Source organism: Pantoea sp. SS70, assembly GCF_029866845.1.
GTDB lineage: Bacteria > Pseudomonadota > Gammaproteobacteria > Enterobacterales > Enterobacteriaceae > Pantoea > Pantoea leporis.
In genome coordinates this window covers 3,184,357-3,200,558 of the sequence record NZ_CP117199.1, presented here as the reverse complement: position 1 = coordinate 3,200,558, position 16,202 = coordinate 3,184,357, and the positions used below count along the sequence as shown (strand labels likewise).

Annotated in this window: 7 protein-coding genes, 2 tRNA genes and 3 rRNA genes; 9 read left to right on the top strand and 3 right to left on the bottom strand. The window is 53.1% G+C overall.

Features of this window, described 5'->3' with window-relative positions; translation table 11 throughout:
* The first annotated feature begins 51 nt into the window (after positions 1–51).
* The 9 genes from rluD to PO881_RS14740 all read left to right on the top strand — a co-directional run bounded on the left by rluD (position 52) and on the right by PO881_RS14740 (position 11,705).
* Positions 52–1,032: a 23S rRNA pseudouridine(1911/1915/1917) synthase RluD gene (gene rluD / locus PO881_RS14780; protein ID WP_110868333.1), complete on the top strand. Its 981-nt coding sequence runs from the start codon at positions 52–54 to the stop codon at positions 1,030–1,032.
* Entirely contained in the window at positions 1,029–1,757 is a 729-nt protein-coding gene (gene yfiH / locus PO881_RS14775; protein WP_280172003.1) for a purine nucleoside phosphorylase YfiH, read from the top strand. Before rluD ends, yfiH begins: the two co-directional genes overlap by 4 nt.
* Positions 1,758–1,883: 126 nt before the next feature.
* The gene (gene clpB / locus PO881_RS14770; protein WP_280172002.1) at positions 1,884–4,457 is read left to right on the top strand and encodes an ATP-dependent chaperone ClpB; all 2,574 of its coding nucleotides are present in this window, start codon (positions 1,884–1,886) and stop codon (positions 4,455–4,457) included.
* 474 nt (positions 4,458–4,931) lie between these two features.
* Positions 4,932–6,471: ribosomal RNA gene (locus PO881_RS14765) — 16S ribosomal RNA — on the top strand.
* Positions 6,472–6,544: 73 nt separating this feature from the next.
* Positions 6,545–6,621 (top strand) — tRNA-Ile (locus PO881_RS14760).
* A 143-nt stretch (positions 6,622–6,764) separates the two neighbouring features.
* A tRNA-Ala gene (locus PO881_RS14755) sits at positions 6,765–6,840 on the top strand.
* A 202-nt stretch (positions 6,841–7,042) separates the two neighbouring features.
* Positions 7,043–9,947: ribosomal RNA gene (locus PO881_RS14750) — 23S ribosomal RNA — on the top strand.
* A 104-nt stretch (positions 9,948–10,051) separates the two neighbouring features.
* A 5S ribosomal RNA gene (rrf, locus tag PO881_RS14745) occupies positions 10,052–10,167 on the top strand.
* The 16S, 23S and 5S rRNA genes sit together here with 2 tRNA genes alongside, the layout of an rRNA operon.
* A gap of 233 nt (positions 10,168–10,400) precedes the next feature.
* The gene (locus PO881_RS14740) at positions 10,401–11,705 is read left to right on the top strand and encodes an MFS family transporter (RefSeq protein WP_101763427.1); all 1,305 of its coding nucleotides are present in this window, start codon (positions 10,401–10,403) and stop codon (positions 11,703–11,705) included.
* On the opposite strand, the gene PO881_RS14735 is transcribed toward PO881_RS14740, so the two are convergent.
* The 3 genes from PO881_RS14735 to PO881_RS14720 all read right to left on the bottom strand — a co-directional run bounded on the left by PO881_RS14735 (position 11,706) and on the right by PO881_RS14720 (position 16,159).
* Positions 11,706–12,026 (bottom strand): YfiM family lipoprotein, encoded by a 321-nt coding sequence (locus PO881_RS14735; protein ID WP_101763428.1) that lies wholly within the window; start codon positions 12,024–12,026, stop codon positions 11,706–11,708.
* A gap of 3 nt (positions 12,027–12,029) precedes the next feature.
* Complete coding sequence (pssA, locus tag PO881_RS14730) at positions 12,030–13,385, bottom strand: CDP-diacylglycerol--serine O-phosphatidyltransferase (protein WP_101763429.1); 1,356 nt, start codon at positions 13,383–13,385, stop codon at positions 12,030–12,032.
* A gap of 116 nt (positions 13,386–13,501) precedes the next feature.
* Positions 13,502–16,159, bottom strand: a complete 2,658-nt coding sequence (locus PO881_RS14720; protein WP_280172911.1) for a bifunctional acetate--CoA ligase family protein/GNAT family N-acetyltransferase — start codon at positions 16,157–16,159, stop codon at positions 13,502–13,504.
* Positions 16,160–16,202 lie beyond the last annotated feature (43 nt).

Below are 16,202 nucleotides of genomic sequence, written 5' to 3'. Positions count from 1 at the left end.
TATATTAAACGGCATCGCCGTGAAAACCCAACGTTAACGAAGAAGCTGTATATGGCACAACAAGTTCAACTCACCGCAACGGTGTCCGAAGCACAGCTTGGACAACGCTTAGATCAGACTTTGGCAGAATTGTTCCCTGATTATTCACGTTCTCGTATAAAAGAATGGATTCTTGAGCGCCGAGTCAGCGTCAACGGCACTATCATCGATAAACCAAAAGAAAAAGTTTTTGGCGGTGAGCATGTCTCGATTGATGCTGAGATCGAAGAAGAGCAACGCTGGGAAGCGCAAAATATCCCACTGAATATCGTCTATGAAGATGACGACATTCTGGTCATCAACAAACCTCGCGGTTTGGTGGTACATCCCGGCGCCGGTAATCCTGATGGCACAGTGCTTAACGCACTGCTTTATCACTATCCACCGATCGTTGATGTGCCTCGTGCAGGTATTGTTCATCGTCTGGATAAAGATACCACCGGTTTGATGGTGGTCGCGAAAACCGTTCCTGCGCAAACGCACCTGGTTGAAACGCTGCAGCTGCGCGAAATCACGCGTGAGTATGAAGCGGTGGCTATTGGCACCATGACTGCGGGCGGTACGGTGGATCAGCCTATGGCGCGCCACTCAACCAAACGTACGCACATGGCGGTGCACCCGATGGGTAAACCGGCAACCACGCACTATCGCATCATGGAGCACTTCCGTGCCCATACGCGTTTGCGTTTACGTCTCGAAACCGGTCGTACGCATCAGATTCGTGTGCATATGGCGCATATCAACCATCCGCTGGTGGGCGATCCGCTGTACGGTGGCCGTCCACGTCCGCCAAAAGGAGCATCTGAAGCTTTCATCACTACGCTACGGGGTTTTGATCGCCAGGCGCTGCATGCCACGATGTTACGTCTCTATCACCCAATCACCGGTATTGAGATGGAATGGCATGCGCCGTTGCCGCAGGATATGGTCGATTTAATTGATGCGCTGAAAGCCGATACCCTTGAATTCCGCGATCAGATGGATTGGCTATGAGTGAATGGATCATCCCGGATTGGCCTGCGCCGCAGCATGTTCGGGCATGTTCCACCACGCGTTACGGCGGCGTCAGCGCTGCTCCATGGGATTCGTTGAATCTTGGTGGGCATGTTGGCGACACTGAGGCGCATGTTGCTCAGAATCGTCAACGCCTGGTTGAACAACTGACGTTACCTGCAATGCCGCAATGGCTGGATCAGATCCATGGTCAAGTGGTTGCGCGTTTACCCGCCAGCGATCCGCTGCCGCGCGCTGATGCCGCAATCACGCGTGAAAGCGGGGTGGTTTGCGCAGTGATGACGGCGGATTGTTTGCCGGTGCTGTTCTGCAGCAAGGATGGCAGTGAAGTCGCGGCAGCACATGCCGGTTGGCGTGGACTCTGTAATGGCGTGCTGGAACAGACGTTGTCGCAGTTTCACTGCGCGCCAAATGACATTCATGCATGGCTTGGTCCGGCAATTGGGCCGCTGGCATTTGAAGTTGGCTCGGAAGTCAGAACGGCATTTATGGCGCATGATTCACAAGCGGAAGAGGCTTTCCGCCCGGCGGGTAACCAATACTTCGCCGATATTTGGCTGCTGGCGCGTCAGCGTCTGCAGGCCGCCGGCGTGCATTCCATCAGCGGTTCAACGCGATGTACCTTCCATGAGCGCGATGATTTTTTCTCCTACCGACGCGACGGAATCACCGGGCGTATGGCAACTTTGATTTGGCTGAGATAACCTTACGCCACAAGACGGTCCAGTTAGCGTATTTTTTGCTCACAACTCAGGTCATTAACCTTGAAAAATTTGAGGGATGACCTCATTTAATCTCCAGTAGCATTTTGACCTGTAATGGGAGGAATTATGCGTCTGGATCGTCTTACTAATAAATTTCAACTGGCACTTGCCGATGCACAGTCCCTTGCTCTGGGACATGACAATCAATTCATTGAACCCCTTCATTTGATGAGCGCATTGCTCAACCAGGAAGGCGGATCGGTGCGTCCGTTGCTCAGCGCAGCGGGTGCCGACGTGGCTGGCCTGCGTACCAGCATTGAACAAGCGATTAATCGACTACCTCAGGTTGAAGGCACGGACGGCGATGTGCAGCCATCCGCCGATCTGATTCGGGTACTCAATCTGTGCGACAAGCTGGCGCAAAAGCGCGGCGACAACTTTATATCATCTGAATTATTTGTATTGGCGGCCCTCGATTCACGTGGTTCGCTGGCTGATCTTTTGAAATCAGCTGGCGCGACTCCGGAAAAACTCTCTGCGGCCATCGAGCAAATACGGGGAGGAGACAGCGTGAACGATCAAGGGGCTGAAGATCAGCGTCAGGCATTAAAAAAATACACCATCGACCTTACAGAGCGTGCCGAACTCGGCAAGCTGGATCCGGTTATTGGTCGTGATGAAGAAATCCGCCGCACCATTCAGGTGTTGCAGCGTCGTACCAAAAATAACCCGGTGCTGATTGGTGAACCCGGCGTCGGTAAAACGGCTATCGCCGAAGGTTTAGCGCAGCGCATCATCAATGGCGAAGTACCGGAAGGGCTGAAAGGCCGTCGCGTGCTGGCTCTGGATATGGGTTCGCTGGTGGCGGGCGCCAAATATCGCGGTGAATTTGAAGAGCGCCTCAAAGGCGTGCTTAGCGATTTGGCGAAGCAGGAAGGCAACGTCATTCTGTTTATCGACGAACTGCATACCATGGTGGGCGCAGGTAAAGCCGATGGCGCCATGGATGCCGGCAACATGCTGAAACCCGCATTAGCGCGCGGTGAGTTGCACTGTGTCGGCGCAACTACGTTGAATGAGTATCGTCAGTTCATTGAGAAAGATGCGGCGCTGGAACGTCGTTTCCAGAAAGTCTTTGTTGCTGAGCCGAGTGTCGAAGATACCATTGCCATTCTGCGCGGACTGAAAGAACGCTATGAGCTGCACCATCACGTGCAGATCACCGATCCGGCGATTGTGGCTGCGGCGACGTTGTCGCATCGTTACATCTCCGATCGTCAGCTGCCGGATAAGGCCATCGACCTGATAGACGAAGCGGCCTCAAGCATTCGCTTACAGATGGATTCGAAGCCTGAGCCCCTTGATCGCCTTGAGCGACGCATCATCCAGTTGAAACTTGAGCAGCAGGCGCTGAAGAAAGAGTCTGATGACGCCAGCGTGAAGCGTCTGGAAATGCTGGAAAGTGAACTTGACCAGAAAGAGCGTGAATATGCTGAGCTGGAAGAGGAGTGGAAAGCGGAAAAAGCCTCATTAACCGGCACGCAAAACATTAAAGCCGAGCTGGAGCAAGCGCGCCTGACGATGGAGCAAGCGCGTCGCGTTGGCGACTTGGGTCAAATGTCTGAGCTGCAGTACGGTAAAATTCCGGAGCTGGAGAAACAGTTAGCCATCGCTACGCAGTCTGAAGGTAAAACCATGAAGCTGTTACGTAATCGCGTAACGGATGTGGAGATTGCCGATGTACTGGCGCGTTGGACCGGAATTCCTGTCGCACGCATGATGGAAGGCGAGCGCGACAAGTTGCTGCGTATGGAGCAGGATTTGCATTCACGCGTCATCGGCCAGAACGAAGCGGTAGAAGCGGTTTCGAATGCGATTCGTCGTAGTCGTGCCGGCTTGTCCGATCCGAATCGTCCAATTGGTTCCTTCCTGTTCCTCGGACCAACGGGAGTAGGGAAAACCGAATTGTGTAAAGCGCTGGCTAGCTTCCTGTTCGATAGCGATGACGCGATGGTGCGTATTGATATGTCCGAGTTTATGGAAAAACACTCGGTGTCGCGGCTGGTGGGTGCACCTCCGGGATATGTCGGCTATGAAGAGGGCGGTTATCTGACCGAAGCGGTACGTCGTCGGCCTTATTCGGTGATTCTGCTGGATGAAGTGGAGAAGGCGCATCCTGATGTGTTCAACATTCTGTTGCAGGTGCTGGATGATGGTCGCTTAACCGATGGACAGGGCCGTACGGTCGATTTCCGCAATACCGTGGTGATCATGACCTCGAACCTTGGTTCTGATCTCATTCAGGAACGTTTCGGTTCTCTGGATTATGCGGAGATGAAAGAGGTGGTGATGACGGTTGTGGGGCAGCATTTCCGCCCAGAGTTTATCAACCGCATCGATGACATGGTGGTGTTCCACCCATTGGGCGAAAAACACATTGCTTCAATTGCGCAGATTCAGCTGCAACGTTTGTATAAACGTCTTGAGGAGCGTGGCTATCAGCTGCATATCTCCGATGAGGCGCTCAAACTGCTCGGCGAGAATGGTTACGACCCGGTTTATGGTGCGCGTCCATTGAAACGTGCTATTCAGCAGCAGATTGAAAACCCGCTGGCTCAGCAAATTCTTTCTGGTGCCCTGGTTCCGGGAAGAACCATCGAAATGGATGTAAAAGACGATGTGATCGTTGCTCATCAGTAATCCCTTCCGATTTAAACGGGCCCGCGGGCCCGTTTTTTTTGCCTTTATGCAAGAATTAGCTGCTTTTTGCAACGTATAGCCTGGAAAGTGAGCGGTCGCGCAAAAACTTCAAATTAGCACTTGTCAGCTGAAATGAACTCCCTATAATGCGCCACCACTGAGACGGCAAAGCGGCAACGCAGACGACTAGGCAGGGAGTGAAGAAATTCATCCCGCCGGATGAAAACGCTGAAAAAAGTGTTTGACTCCGAAGGAGAGTAGCGTAGTATACGCCACCTCGCGACAGACGGTTCAGCCGCTGTTCGCAACGCTCTTTAACAATTTATCAGACAATCTGTGTGGGCACTCGCAGGATTGATATCCGCGTCTCCGGACGCAAAAAAATATCAAAGCCTCACGAGTGAACACATAATGAAATTCATTATGACGTTTTACAGATGAGCATCGCTGAACTGGTTTCAGCAAATCAAACTTAAATTGAAGAGTTTGATCATGGCTCAGATTGAACGCTGGCGGCAGGCCTAACACATGCAAGTCGAACGGTAGCACAGAGAGCTTGCTCTCGGGTGACGAGTGGCGGACGGGTGAGTAACGTCTGGGAAACTGCCCGATGGAGGGGGATAACTACTGGAAACGGTAGCTAATACCGCATAACGTCGCAAGACCAAAGTGGGGGACCTTCGGGCCTCACACCATCGGATGTGCCCAGATGGGATTAGCTAGTAGGTGGGGTAATGGCTCACCTAGGCGACGATCCCTAGCTGGTCTGAGAGGATGACCAGCCACACTGGAACTGAGACACGGTCCAGACTCCTACGGGAGGCAGCAGTGGGGAATATTGCACAATGGGCGCAAGCCTGATGCAGCCATGCCGCGTGTATGAAGAAGGCCTTCGGGTTGTAAAGTACTTTCAGCGGGGAGGAAGGCGGTGAAGTTAATAGCTTCACCGATTGACGTTACCCGCAGAAGAAGCACCGGCTAACTCCGTGCCAGCAGCCGCGGTAATACGGAGGGTGCAAGCGTTAATCGGAATTACTGGGCGTAAAGCGCACGCAGGCGGTCTGTCAAGTCGGATGTGAAATCCCCGGGCTTAACCTGGGAACTGCATTCGAAACTGGCAGGCTGGAGTCTTGTAGAGGGGGGTAGAATTCCAGGTGTAGCGGTGAAATGCGTAGAGATCTGGAGGAATACCGGTGGCGAAGGCGGCCCCCTGGACAAAGACTGACGCTCAGGTGCGAAAGCGTGGGGAGCAAACAGGATTAGATACCCTGGTAGTCCACGCCGTAAACGATGTCGACTTGGAGGTTGTTCCCTTGAGGAGTGGCTTCCGGAGCTAACGCGTTAAGTCGACCGCCTGGGGAGTACGGCCGCAAGGTTAAAACTCAAATGAATTGACGGGGGCCCGCACAAGCGGTGGAGCATGTGGTTTAATTCGATGCAACGCGAAGAACCTTACCTACTCTTGACATCCAGAGAACTTAGCAGAGATGCTTTGGTGCCTTCGGGAACTCTGAGACAGGTGCTGCATGGCTGTCGTCAGCTCGTGTTGTGAAATGTTGGGTTAAGTCCCGCAACGAGCGCAACCCTTATCCTTTGTTGCCAGCGGTTCGGCCGGGAACTCAAAGGAGACTGCCAGTGATAAACTGGAGGAAGGTGGGGATGACGTCAAGTCATCATGGCCCTTACGAGTAGGGCTACACACGTGCTACAATGGCGCATACAAAGAGAAGCGACCTCGCGAGAGCAAGCGGACCTCATAAAGTGCGTCGTAGTCCGGATCGGAGTCTGCAACTCGACTCCGTGAAGTCGGAATCGCTAGTAATCGTAGATCAGAATGCTACGGTGAATACGTTCCCGGGCCTTGTACACACCGCCCGTCACACCATGGGAGTGGGTTGCAAAAGAAGTAGGTAGCTTAACCTTCGGGAGGGCGCTTACCACTTTGTGATTCATGACTGGGGTGAAGTCGTAACAAGGTAACCGTAGGGGAACCTGCGGTTGGATCACCTCCTTACCTGAAGATACCTTCCCGCGAAGTGCTCACACAGATTGTCTGATAGAAAGTAACGAGCAGAAAAAACCTCTACAGGCTTGTAGCTCAGGTGGTTAGAGCGCACCCCTGATAAGGGTGAGGTCGGTGGTTCAAGTCCACTCAGGCCTACCAAATTTCTTCTCATGCTGCGTTAAAGCGCCGCTCGTATAGTGAACTATACGTCGCGCCACTTTGCCTTGCCTGAAAAGAAATTACCGTTTGTCAAAAACGGAACTCCTGGTGAGTGGTAGTAGTGGTCTCTGCAGTAACTGTATGGGGCTATAGCTCAGCTGGGAGAGCGCCTGCCTTGCACGCAGGAGGTCAGCGGTTCGATCCCGCTTAGCTCCACCATTACAGTGACTCAAAACAATACTTCAGAGCAAACCGGAAACGGTGTGCTGCGAAGTATTATGCTCTTTAACAATCCGGAACAAGCTGAAAATTGAAACGACGTATCGTCTTCATTCTCCGTAATAAGAATGAAGCGGCGATATGTTCGAGTCTCTCAAATGCTTGCAGTCTGCGCGCGTTGCAAAACGCCTGTGGGTTGTGAGGTTAAGCGACTAAGCGTACACGGTGGATGCCCTGGCAGTCAGAGGCGATGAAGGACGTGCTAATCTGCGTAAAGCGTCGGTAAGGTGATATGAACCGCTACAGCCGACGATGTCCGAATGGGGAAACCCGGTGCACCCAGTGCATCATCGCAACATGAATACATAGTGTTGCGAGGCGAACCCGGGGAACTGAAACATCTAAGTACCCGGAGGAAAAGAAATCAACCGAGATTCCCCCAGTAGCGGCGAGCGAACGGGGAACAGCCCAGAACCTGAATCAGTTTGTGCGTTAGTGGAAGCGTCTGGAAAGTCGCACGATACCGGGTGATAGTCCCGTACACGAAAGTGCACATTCTGTGAGTTCGAAGAGTAGGGCGGGACACGTGGTATCCTGTCTGAATATGGGGGGACCATCCTCCAAGGCTAAATACTCCTGACTGACCGATAGTGAACCAGTACCGTGAGGGAAAGGCGAAAAGAACCCCGGCGAGGGGAGTGAAACAGAACCTGAAACCGTGTACGTACAAGCAGTGGGAGCCTCTTTAATGGGGTGACTGCGTACCTTTTGTATAATGGGTCAGCGACTTATATTCTGTAGCAAGGTTAACCGTATAGGGGAGCCGCAGGGAAACCGAGTCTTAACTGGGCGTTAAGTTGCAGGGTATAGACCCGAAACCCGGTGATCTAGCCATGGGCAGGTTGAAGGTTGGGTAACACTAACTGGAGGACCGAACCGACTAATGTTGAAAAATTAGCGGATGACTTGTGGCTGGGGGTGAAAGGCCAATCAAACCGGGAGATAGCTGGTTCTCCCCGAAAGCTATTTAGGTAGCGCCTCGTGAACTCATCTCCGGGGGTAGAGCACTGTTTCGGCTAGGGGGCCATCCCGGCTTACCAACCCGATGCAAACTGCGAATACCGGAGAATGTTATCACGGGAGACACACGGCGGGTGCTAACGTCCGTCGTGAAGAGGGAAACAACCCAGACCGCCAGCTAAGGTCCCAAAGTCATGGTTAAGTGGGAAACGATGTGGGAAGGCACAGACAGCCAGGATGTTGGCTTAGAAGCAGCCATCATTTAAAGAAAGCGTAATAGCTCACTGGTCGAGTCGGCCTGCGCGGAAGATGTAACGGGGCTAAACCATGCACCGAAGCTGCGGCAGCGACACTATGTGTTGTTGGGTAGGGGAGCGTTCTGTAAGCCGTTGAAGGTGTGCTGTGAGGCATGCTGGAGGTATCAGAAGTGCGAATGCTGACATAAGTAACGATAAAGCGGGTGAAAAGCCCGCTCGCCGGAAGACCAAGGGTTCCTGTTCAACGTTAATCGGAGCAGGGTGAGTCGACCCCTAAGGCGAGGCTGAAAAGCGTAGTCGATGGGAAGCAGGTTAATATTCCTGCACTTGGTGTTACTGCGAAGGGGGGACGGAGAAGGCTAGGTTATCCGGGCGACGGTTGTCCCGGTTTAAGCGTGTAGGCTGATACCTTTGGTAAATCCGGGGTATCTTAAGGCTGAGGCGTGACGACGAGCCACCACGGTGGTGAAGTAACTGATGCCCTGCTTCCAGGAAAAGCCTCTAAGCTCCAGGTAACACGAAATCGTACCCCAAACCGACACAGGTGGTCAGGTAGAGAATACCAAGGCGCTTGAGAGAACTCGGGTGAAGGAACTAGGCAAAATGGTGCCGTAACTTCGGGAGAAGGCACGCTGTCATCAGGTGAAGTCCCTCGCGGATGGAGCTGAAGGCAGTCGAAGATACCAGCTGGCTGCAACTGTTTATTAAAAACACAGCACTGTGCAAACACGAAAGTGGACGTATACGGTGTGACGCCTGCCCGGTGCCGGAAGGTTAATTGATGGGGTTATCCGCAAGGAGAAGCTCTTGATCGAAGCCCCGGTAAACGGCGGCCGTAACTATAACGGTCCTAAGGTAGCGAAATTCCTTGTCGGGTAAGTTCCGACCTGCACGAATGGCGTAATGATGGCCAGGCTGTCTCCACCCGAGACTCAGTGAAATTGAAATCGCTGTGAAGATGCAGTGTACCCGCGGCAAGACGGAAAGACCCCGTGAACCTTTACTATAGCTTGACACTGAACATTGAGCCTTGATGTGTAGGATAGGTGGGAGGCTTTGAAGCGTGGACGCCAGTCTGCGTGGAGCCAACCTTGAAATACCACCCTTTAATGTTTGATGTTCTAACGTAGGCCCGTAATCCGGGCTGCGGACAGTGTCTGGTGGGTAGTTTGACTGGGGCGGTCTCCTCCCAAAGAGTAACGGAGGAGCACGAAGGTTGGCTAATCCTGGTCGGACATCAGGAGGTTAGTGCAATGGCATAAGCCAGCTTGACTGCGAGAGTGACGGCTCGAGCAGGTGCGAAAGCAGGTCATAGTGATCCGGTGGTTCTGAATGGAAGGGCCATCGCTCAACGGATAAAAGGTACTCCGGGGATAACAGGCTGATACCGCCCAAGAGTTCATATCGACGGCGGTGTTTGGCACCTCGATGTCGGCTCATCACATCCTGGGGCTGAAGTAGGTCCCAAGGGTACGGCTGTTCGCCGTTTAAAGTGGTACGCGAGCTGGGTTTAGAACGTCGTGAGACAGTTCGGTCCCTATCTGCCGTGGGCGCTGGAGAATTGAGGGGGGTTGCTCCTAGTACGAGAGGACCGGAGTGAACGCACCACTGGTGTTCGGGTTGTCATGCCAATGGCACTGCCCGGTAGCTAAGTGCGGAAAAGATAAGTGCTGAAAGCATCTAAGCACGAAACTTGCCCCGAGATGAGTTCTCCCTGACCCCTTGAGGGTCCTGAAGGGACGTTGAAGACTACGACGTTGATAGGCCGGATGTGTAAGCGCAGCGATGCGTTGAGCTAACCGGTACTAATGACCCGTGAGGCTTAACCTTACAACGCCAGAGGCGTTTTGGTCTGAGAGACCGGATTTTCAGCTTGTTTACGGATTAAAGAATCAGCGGAGGCGAATGTTATTCGTTTTTGCACAAAGAATTTGCCTGGCGGCTTTAGCGCGGTGGTCCCACCTGACCCCATGCCGAACTCAGAAGTGAAACGCCGTAGCGCCGATGGTAGTGTGGGGCCTCCCCATGCGAGAGTAGGGAACTGCCAGGCATCAAATAAGTAAAAAAGCCCCGGACGAAAGTCCGGGGCTTTTTTACGTCTGCATATAGCGAATTAAAGTCGGCAGATGGCTGAATTTGCATGAAAATCAGTAATAAATTGCACTAAAAACTTCGCGGCAATCACATTTTGCAATCCAGGAACAGAGACAATTCCCGCAACCAGTTAATAGATGCTTTACTCAATCCTTTGGCGCTAATTATTCGCAAGGAAAAGAGGTAAGCATGACTGATTCACAACAACAAAAAGTGGCTCTAACTGCAACGGCAGCTGACAGTAAAAAGCGCATCTGGTCGATTGTCGGCGCATCGTCTGGCAATTTAGTCGAATGGTTCGATTTCTACGTCTACTCCTTCTTCTCACTCTATTTTGCCCATGTATTCTTTCCAAGCGGTGATACCACCACCCAGTTGCTGCAAACAGCAGGCGTCTTCGCAGCTGGTTTTCTGATGCGCCCGATCGGCGGATGGTTATTTGGCTATATTGCCGATCGTCACGGTCGCAAAGCCTCAATGCTGATCTCAGTGTGCATGATGTGTCTGGGATCATTAGTGATCGCCTGTCTACCGGGCTACGGAGAAATTGGCCTTGCCGCGCCTGTCATTCTTCTGCTGGCGCGTATGTTTCAGGGATTATCGGTTGGTGGGGAATACGGTACCAGCGCCACTTATATGAGCGAAGTAGCACTGGAAGGACGAAAAGGATTTTATGCCTCTTTCCAATATGTGACGCTCATCGGCGGCCAACTGTTAGCGGTGCTTACCGTTGTAGTCTTACAGCAAATTCTCAGCGATGAAGAACTTCGCAGCTGGGGCTGGCGTATTCCGTTCTTCCTCGGGGCGGCGCTCGCTGTGGTGGCATTGTGGTTACGTCGTTCTCTCAACGAAACTTCAGAGAAAAAACACCGTGAACATCGTGACGCCGGCAGCATTACGGGATTACTGCGCAATCACACCCGTGCATTTCTGATGGTGCTGGGCTTTACCGCAGGCGGTTCGCTAAGCTTCTATACCTTCACCACCTACATGCAAAAATATCTGGTAAATACTGCCGGGATGGATGCGCGCAGTGCCAGTGGATTAATGACCGGTTGCTTATTGGTATTCATGTTGATTCAGCCGATAGTTGGCGCGCTGTCAGACAAGATTGGTCGTCGTGCCTCAATGATGATTTTTGGTGCCGGGGCAGCTATCTGTACGGTACCTATTCTGCTATTGCTGCAAAATGTGCAAAGCAGTTGGCTGGCATTTGCCTTGATCATGCTGGCGCTAATCATCACCAGTTTCTACACCGCTATCAGTGGCATTTTGAAAGCAGAGATGTTCCCGCCGGAAGTCCGCGCGCTGGGCGTTGGGCTTTCCTATGCGGTGGCGAATGCTATTTTTGGTGGTTCGGCAGAGTACGTAGCCTTACTGCTGAAAAGGGAAGGTATTGAAACCAGCTTCTTCTGGTATGTTTCGGCAATGGGCGCTTTAGCATTCCTGGTATCGCTGATGCTGCATCGCAAAGGGAAGGGGATTGCGCTGTAATTACTGACTGAGGTTCCACAGTGCGATACCGCTGGCGGCGCCGGCGACATCCCAGCTAAGATCTTTCCAACTCCAGCCGCTCCCCGCTGAGCGGCTGTCATATAACTCTTTCCCCACACCGAAACTCAACGAAAACAGAAAGCCGAAACGCAAATTCTGCCCGCGGCTGTGATTTTGATGCTGAGAAATCTCACTACCTGCGGCTGCCAGCACAGCAGAAGAGAAGTAGTGTTGCGCTTTGTCTTTGCCGGTCCAGTTATCCTGAGCGACATGCGCACATCCACTACACAGCAAAACCACGCAGAGGATAGGCGCACGCATCGGCTATAGCAGACGGCTAATCAAGCGATCGATGCGAATACGGCGCAGGCGACGAATCAGCTTGCGCACCTTTGCCGGATAATCGGAGATACTTTCCAGCTCGCGATAATGCTGCACCACGGAAGTATGCTCACGAATCAGCGCCAGCTCTTTTTCGCGCTGCTCGGCCAATTGATTCAACGGATCGTGAATCAGCACCGCATTTTCCAGATCCAGTCGCCACGCGCGTGGATTGAGGTTGTTACCGGTGATCATCATCCATTCGTCATCCACCCAAATGCCTTTCAGGTGATAACTGTTTTCGCCATCTTTCCACAAGCGTACCGTCAGCTGACCATTATTGACGTAATACTGCAAACGGCTCAGGAAGCGACGCAGGTTAATCTCATATAGATAAGGCAGCGCCCCGATAATCTTGAACGGCTGTTCTGGCGGGATGTAGAAGTCATTGGCCGTTTTGTCGCCAATGATGATTTCAACTTCTTTACCCTGACGCAGTAAATGAATCAGGTTACGCACCAGAATGGCCGGCAGGTTAAAATAGGGCGTACACAGCGTCAGCTTGCGCTCAGCGCAGGGCATCAAATGGAAAATGGTTTTGTTCAGCAGGCTACGTTTGCCCAAGCCAACCAGCGGCGTGACGGCAAGGCAATCATTATCTGCATTGCCGGTAAACTGATAGTTAAAGCTGCGCAGCTCCTGACGGAACTGACGTGTTTCATTTTTGATTTCCGGGCTGGAAGGGCGCTCAGTTTTATCGAGGCGGTTAACCGCATCGGAATCCTTGAGATTTTCGCAGATCCACGCATACATGGTATCGGTAAGCTGTGGATTGCGGATCAGCTGATAACGGTCATAACGGTATTTATCATGCTGATGTAAATAGACATCGTTCAGGCTCGCGCCGCTGTAGAGCAGCGTATCATCAATGATAAACCCTTTCAGATGCAGCACACCGAGCGCTTCGCGGGTGTTAACCGGAATGCCATAAACCGGAATAGCGATATCCGGGTGCTGAGTCGCCATTTCGCAATACCAGTCAGCGTTGGTCACGCCGCGAGCAGCGCCAATACGACCACGCTGCGCACGATGCCAGTCAACCAGAATACAGACATCCAGCTCCGGACGTGCCTGACGCGCTGCGTACAGCGCCTGCATTATTCCCCGACCGCCGTCATCATTCTCCAGATACAGCGCGGTGATACAGATACGCTTTTCTGCTGCGGCAATTTTCGTCAGCAGGGTTTCGCGAAACTCGGCAGGCGAGTAAAGCGTCGTCAGATCCGACACGGATTGTGACAGTTTAGGCAGCTGTGCGAGGTGTTGTTGGTGTTTATTACGTTTAAATTTAGACAACATCACAGTGCACTTCTTCTCTGTTCATTGCATGGCCTTTTGCCATCAAATCATGATCCTAACGGTAAATAATACCATCAACCGGCCTGTAGAGGAGGAATTTTACCTTTCTGTACAGGTTAGCTGATGACATCACCGAGCGGCAAATTCAGGCTGACAATGCCATCATCCAGTTGAATATTCACGCGAAAATTAAGTTTTCGCGCCAGCGTAATCATGCCGCTATTGTTTGGCATGGTGATACCGTTCAATTGTTGCAGGCCATGATCGCGCGTATAGCGAATCATCTTCTCCAGTAAGCACCTGCCCATGCCCAAGCCTTTCAGGTCAGACCGCACCAGCACGGAGAATTCAGCATCGATATTATCGGCATCGGAGATCGCACGTGTTACGCCAATGATCTCGTCGACGCCGTTGTGCTGCCGTACAGCGACAATCGCCATTTCGCGGTCATAATCAATTTGCGTCATATTCGCCAAATCTTCATGGGTGAATTCATTGATTTCACTGAAGTAACGATAGTAGAGATCTTCTTTCGTTACCTGGGCGATAAAGGCGCGCAGCTGCGGTTCATCTTCCGGCAGGATCGGGCGGAACAGGCAATATTGCCCATTTTTCAGCTGCACCTGCTCTTCAAGATGATGCGGGTAAGGACGAATCGCCAGCCGTGTTTCGTTATCACCATTGAAAGGCGCCAGCTGCAGCGTGACATCCAGCAGCGTGAATTCGTCAGCTGATGCCAGCAGCGGATGAATATCCAGGCGCTGAATCTCCGGACAATCGACCACCAGGTTTGAAACCTGCACTAACAGCTGGCTAAGCCCGGTGATATCCAGTGGTCGCAACGCACTACGGCTGCGGACTTTGCCGCTTTTCATCGCCTGAATCACCAGATAGCGCGCCAGCGTCATATTCAGCGGCGGCAAAGCCACGGCGGCTTGCTTGTCGGGCTGCCACTCCACGCCGCCTTCGCCCAGCAGGATGATAGGACCAAACAGCGGATCCTGTTCGACCACCACACGCAACTCCTGCGCTCCGGCGCGATTCGCCATACTCTGCACCAGCAAACCATCAATATGCGCCTGTGGATGGGTTTTACGCACGCGATCAAAAATGGCTTCAGCCGCTTGTTCCACCTCTGCGGCGCTGCGCAGATACAGCATTACGCCTTGTACCTCCGACTTATGCGGAATATCCGGCGAACGCAGCTTGAGCGCGACCGGATAGCCAATCTGATCGGCGATGCTGGCAGCCGCGGCGCTGTCGCTGGCAATCCAGGTGGGCAGCGTCGCCAGGCCATAAGCCTGCAACACCGGCTGCACTTCGTGGGTGTCCAGCGTAGTGATGCCTTTATCCAGCGCTTGCTGAATCAGCTGATGCGCCTGCGCGCTGTTCTGCGTCAAACCAATCGGCAGCGCGGGCGTCTCACGCAGTTGCTTCTGGTTGCGGCGATATTCCACCTGATGCATGAAAGCGGTAACGGTACCTTCCGGTGTGCGCCAGGTGGGAATGCCAGCCTGAGTAAACGCGCGTCGTGCACTCTGCGAAGAGTATTCGCCGCACCAGTTCGTCAGCAAAGTAACCTGCTTGCCACGCGGATGTTTGGCAACCGCAGCGATAATCTGCTCGGCAGTCTCGCTCGAAGGTGAAACGGCGCTTGGCGCATGAATGATCATCAGTGCATCAAGTTCATGGCTATCCAGCAGCCGTTCAATGCAGGCGACATAGCGCGCTGGTGTCGCGTCATCTTTCAAATCCAGCGGATTGCCGCGGCCAACGCCTTCTGGCAGCAGTGTGGCCAGCGCCTGCAAGGTTTCGTCACTTAGCGTCGCCAGCTTACCGTTGCGCGCATACAGTTCATCCAGGGCCAGCGCCGCCGGGGCCGCGCCGTTGCTGATGATCATCAGTCGATCACCGCGTAATGGACGCATATGGCTCAGCGACTCAACCGCCGTAAACAGTTCATGCGTATCCTGTACGCGCAGTAAACCGGCGCGCTGAATCGCCGCATCCCAGGCAGCGTCCAGTCCGCTGTGAGTACCGATCATCGCCTGCGCCTGATGGCTGCGACCACTTTTTATCACCAGAATCGGTTTATTACGCGAGGCGCTGCGCGAAGCGGAAACAAAGCGACGCGCATCGCTGAGGTGTTCGAGGTAGAGCAGAATAGCGCTGGTTTTACCGTCGCGCGCGAGGAAATCCAGCAGATCATCAACGTCGATATCCAGGCTATCACCCAAGGCGATAAACCATGAGAAACCGAGGTTACGCTGCTGCGCCCAGTCGAGAATGGTGTTAGAAACCGCGGCGGATTGCGAAATAAAAGCAATGCGACCTTTAGCAATCGGCACCGGCGAGAAGCTGGCATTCAACCCTTGCCACGGCGCCAGCAAACCTAAGCTGTTGGGCCCAAGCAGGCGAATTTGCCATTGACTGGCGCAGGCTTTCAGCTCTTCCAACTGGCTGGATGGCGCCGAGAGAATAATACAGGCCTTACAACCTTTTTCGCCCAGTTGTTGCAGCAGTTCGAGATTACGTTTGGCGTGGGTACAGATGATGGCGAGATCGGGCGCGAAGGGCAGGCTGGCGATATCCGGCCATGCCAGCACGCCGCTCACCGCTTTATACTTCGGCGTCACCGGCAATACCGGACCGCTAAATCCACCGGCCAGCAGGTTACGCATCATAAAGTAGCCGGCGCGCCCCGGTGTAATTGACGCACCGATTACCGCGATTGATTTAGGTCGTAACAGCGCTTCCAGTCCGCGTTGGCTCATCATCCGCTCCTGCTATCAAGATTGGCATGATTGTAAACGCTTT